The organism is Pseudomonas sp. P5_B2, from assembly GCF_056400445.1.
This window is the reverse complement of record NZ_JBFULH010000382.1, coordinates 1-3,923: the sequence shown is the minus strand read 5'-3', so window position 1 is coordinate 3,923 and position 3,923 is coordinate 1. Positions and strand designations below refer to the sequence as shown.

The 3,923-nt window shown below is 58.6% G+C and carries 3 protein-coding genes; 1 reads left to right on the top strand and 2 read right to left on the bottom strand.

Annotated elements, in window-relative coordinates:
• Positions 1–24 precede the first annotated feature (24 nt).
• Complete coding sequence (locus tag AC1DRJ_RS20880; RefSeq protein WP_477803809.1) at positions 25–1,638, top strand: EAL domain-containing protein; 1,614 nt, start codon at positions 25–27, stop codon at positions 1,636–1,638.
• Between the two features lie 7 nt (positions 1,639–1,645).
• Here AC1DRJ_RS20880 and AC1DRJ_RS20875 read toward each other — a convergent pair whose 3' ends face one another.
• Both AC1DRJ_RS20875 and AC1DRJ_RS20870 read right to left on the bottom strand, forming a co-directional pair.
• Complete coding sequence (locus AC1DRJ_RS20875; protein WP_477803808.1) at positions 1,646–3,436, bottom strand: ATP-binding protein; 1,791 nt, start codon at positions 3,434–3,436, stop codon at positions 1,646–1,648.
• Between the two features lie 10 nt (positions 3,437–3,446).
• Positions 3,447–3,923 (bottom strand): AAA-type ATPase lid domain-containing protein (locus AC1DRJ_RS20870; protein ID WP_477803807.1); only part of this gene is annotated, 477 nt, incomplete at its 5' end.

The window sequence follows — 3,923 nt, the reverse complement described above, 5'->3', positions numbered from 1 at the left end:
TTGGTAATTCTTCGGATATCAATGATGGCTGTAGCGCGCGAAACACTCCGTAGCTGGTTCTATCGCCCCTGGTTTTTGGCGATGTTGGCGGCTGTCCTGAGTGCGACCTTATTAATCGCGGGCAGTCTGTTCGTGGCGATGCATCAGGTTGAGCAGAATGAAAGCCGAGAAATGAACGCTCAGGGCGAGCGCTTCCTCGCCCGCCTTGAACAGCTGTTTGGGCAGCTGCGCGAAAGCCTGGACGACCTTGAAGCCCAGCCGCTTCGAGGTTGCGATGCCGAATTGATCGCAACTCTGCAACAGGTCAGCTTTAATTACCGCTTCGTTTACGAAGCGGCTTACGTCGACGATTCACGGTTGTGCTCCAGCCGTCCTCGCCAGGAAGGGTTGTCGTTACTGCGACCTCCCGACATCAAAGGCCCCACCTACAGTTATTGGCTGAACACCACCACCGAACCCGATGAAAACCGTGCCGCGCTGATGCTTGGAAGGGGAAACTTCCGGGTGGCGACGTCTCGTGGCCATTTGACCGACATGGTCGACTTGTCGCCCGGAAGCAGCCTGCTGGTGGTGCTGGACCGTGGCACTCGCGCCATTCCGGTCTTGGGTGCCGCACAAGTCTGGCCACCGACGGAATCCTGGGTTCCCAAAAGCCGCGACGCATTGCAAGTCACGCAGACCCGCTTGATTTATCACATGCCGACCAACAATCCGGAATACCAATTGGTATTGATCACACCGCGCACAGTCATGCACGTGCCGGCGGTGTGGTGGTGGCTGCTTCCTGCCAGTCTGATGCTGGGGGTGATTGTTGGTTTTCTGGTGTTTCTACTGGTGCGCCAGCGCCAGTCGCTGGACGCCGAACTGCACGGCGMCATACGGCGAGGTGAGCTGCAGGTGCTTTATCAACCGATCTTCGATCTCGACAGCCGCAACTGTGTCGGTGCCGAAGCGTTGCTGCGCTGGCGAAGGCCAGACGGCACATTGACCAGCCCCGACTTGTTCATCCCAATGGCTGAAAATACCGGCCAGATCCGGCAGATGACCGACTTCGTGCTGCAACGCTTGCTCGAACAACTGGGACAATTGCTACGCGCCAACCCGCAACTGTACATCTCGGTCAACCTTGCAGCGTGCGATGTAATGGTGCCGCGTATCGGTCAAGTGATGGCCCGCCTGCTGACCCTGCACCGGGTCGCCGCACAGCAGATTGCCTTCGAGGTGACAGAACGGGGATTGATCGATGTGGTAGTGGCCAGGGAAAACCTGCAAGCGTTGCGCGATGTCGGGCATCAAGTGCTGATCGATGATTTTGGCACCGGCTATTGCAGCCTCGCCTACCTGCAAACTCTGCCGGTGGATTGCCTGAAGATCGACAAGGCATTTATCGACGCATTGGGCCATGACGCCGCCAGCAGCGGCGTCGCACCACATATCATTCACATGGCACAAGCGCTGCAACTCAAAGTGATCGCCGAGGGCATCGAACATGAAGCGCAGGCAGCGTTTCTATGTAGCGAGGGGGTGAAGTTCGGTCAGGGCTGGCTGTTCGCCCATGCCTTGAGCTCCGTGCAGTTCATCGAGCTGATTACCCGCGGCCGGCGAAAGGCGGGCCGACGACTGAATGACGAGGCGTGAAAGCGGCTTATACCGCCAGCGCCATGTAGAACTGCGTACCCTGACCCGGCCGCGAATAGACGCCCATCCGCCCACCGTGCAATTGCACGATTTCCTTGCAAAGTGCCAAACCCAGCCCGGCCCCCCCTTTTTTGCGACCAACCTGGACAAAGGGCTCGAAGATCCGCCCTTGCTGACCATAGGCAATCCCTTCGCCGTTGTCCTCGACACTGATAATCACCCGCTCGCCATGGCGCCGGGCCTGCAATCGAATCAGCCCTTCCCGAGCGGTATGGCGCAAAGCGTTGTCGATCAGATTGTCGAGCACCCGGTCCAGTTGCGGTTGATCGGCCTGCAACCGGGGTAGCGTCCCCTGCACTTCTACTCGCAATTCGATGCCCTGCTCCGCCGCAGCCCCGGCAAAGCGGACCTGAGCCTGCGCCAGTAGATCCTCGATGGAGCATGGCGCCAGGGACAGTTTCTGCAATCCGTTCTGGTAGCGAGAGAAATTCAACAAGTCGTTGATCAACTGCATCAAGCGCTGCATTTCTTCATTGACGGTATCCAGCAGGTCGGCTTCGCGAGAATCCTGTGGAAATTTCGCCCGCTCGCGAAACAGACCGAAAGCCATGTGCATGCCGGTGACCGGCGTTCGCAACTCATGGGAAGCGCGTAAGACAAACTCGCTGCGCACCCGTTCGAACGCCCTCTGTTCGGTGACGTCATGTAATACCATCACCGCGCCGAGAATATGACCTTGGGTATGGATGACCGGCGTCAGGCTGTAGGTCAGCAGCCTCGACTCACCATCGATCTCGATACTCAAGTCTTCCGGCGCACGCTCCAGCGTGCCGCCGCGCAGCACCAGTTTCAGCTGTTCATCCAGTTCCGGACGCTCAAGGGCCGCACCCAGGCCCTGTCCCAGGCGATCGGTGTCCCAACCCAACTGGCGCTGCGCCACGGGATTGAGGTGTTCAAGATGCCCTTCGCGATCGATCATCAACAAGCCGTCATCGATGCTGTCGAGCACGGCTTGCAGCCGTTGTTGACCGGCGAGCAGTTCGTCGATGTTGGTGGCCTGGTGCTCACGCAATGCCTCGGCCATGATCCCGAAGCGCTTGGTCAGCAGGTTCAGTTCCATGGCGGACGAAATCGGCAGGGTCACCTCGAAATTGCCCTTGCCAATATTGTCGGCGGCCTGGGCCAAGGCCTCGATCGGCTCACCAAAACGTCGGGCAATCGCGTGGGCCGTCACAAATCCAATGATCAGCACTGCCAACCCTACCAACCCCAGCAGGCCAGCCACCAGCAATGCGCGCTCCCGTGACTGGCGCTCGGTGTTAGTGATGTTATCCAGCGCACGCTTGTGTTCTGTGAGCAGACCGTTGCGCAACGTGTTGAATTTTGCCGTGAGTGCTTCGTTGCCGCTCAACACTTTGGCTGGATCAGAGGCCTGACCGTAGGCTAGAAGAAAATCCAGATAGTCATTCTTGGCTTGTTCAAACCCATACGGGCCGCCATTGCCGGATTGCTCGAGGGCGATGCCTTCATCGAGCAACTGGATGTAGTGCTGCCTGGCCGACTCGAACCTGGCAGGATCGGGCTTCTCGCTGACCATGACCATCAATTGATCGCCCAGGGTCTGACGCAGTTTCAGCCCCAGGTCGAGGGTGGTGAAGTTGTTGCGAACGAGCGCTTCCTGGGAGCTGGCCATCTGCATCACGCTGACCAGCCCGAGCAAGAGCCCGAGCAGTGCCACGGTGATCAGTGCGGAAATACTCAGGAACAACCGAGTACGCAGCTTCATCGCCAGTTTCATCGGATACAGCTCACAAGTTGTATTGCTTGCGTTTGCGATACAGGGTCGATGCATCAATGCCCAAGGTCTTTGCCGCCTGATCCAGAGTATCCGCTGTGGCGAGGACTGCACCGATGTGGGCTTTTTCCAGTTCATCCAGACTCAACGCCGCACCGATGCGCGGCGCGTTGTTAATCGGCGTTTCGGCCATGCCCAAGTGGCTGATCTCGACCCGTTCCTGCGGACAAATAATGCTCGCCCGCTCAACCACGTTACGCAGCTCGCGAATGTTGCCGGGCCAGCGATAACCCAATAGCGCCTCACGGGCTTCATCACTGAAAGCCCTTGCCGGGCGCGCGTATTCCTTGACGAAACGGGCGAGAAAACGGTCCGCCAGGTTCAGGATATCTTCACGGCGTTCGCGTAGCGGAGGCAGGTGCAAGGTGATGACGTTCAGACGATAGAGCAAATCTTCGCGGAATCGCCCGTCGCGCACCATGTCCTCAAG

Bases quoted from the DNA above. Each gene is read 5' to 3' on its own strand.
- AC1DRJ_RS20875 (WP_477803808.1), bottom strand. From the start codon at position 3,436: ATGAAACTGGCGATGAAGCTGCGTACTCGGTTGTTCCTGAGTATTTCC.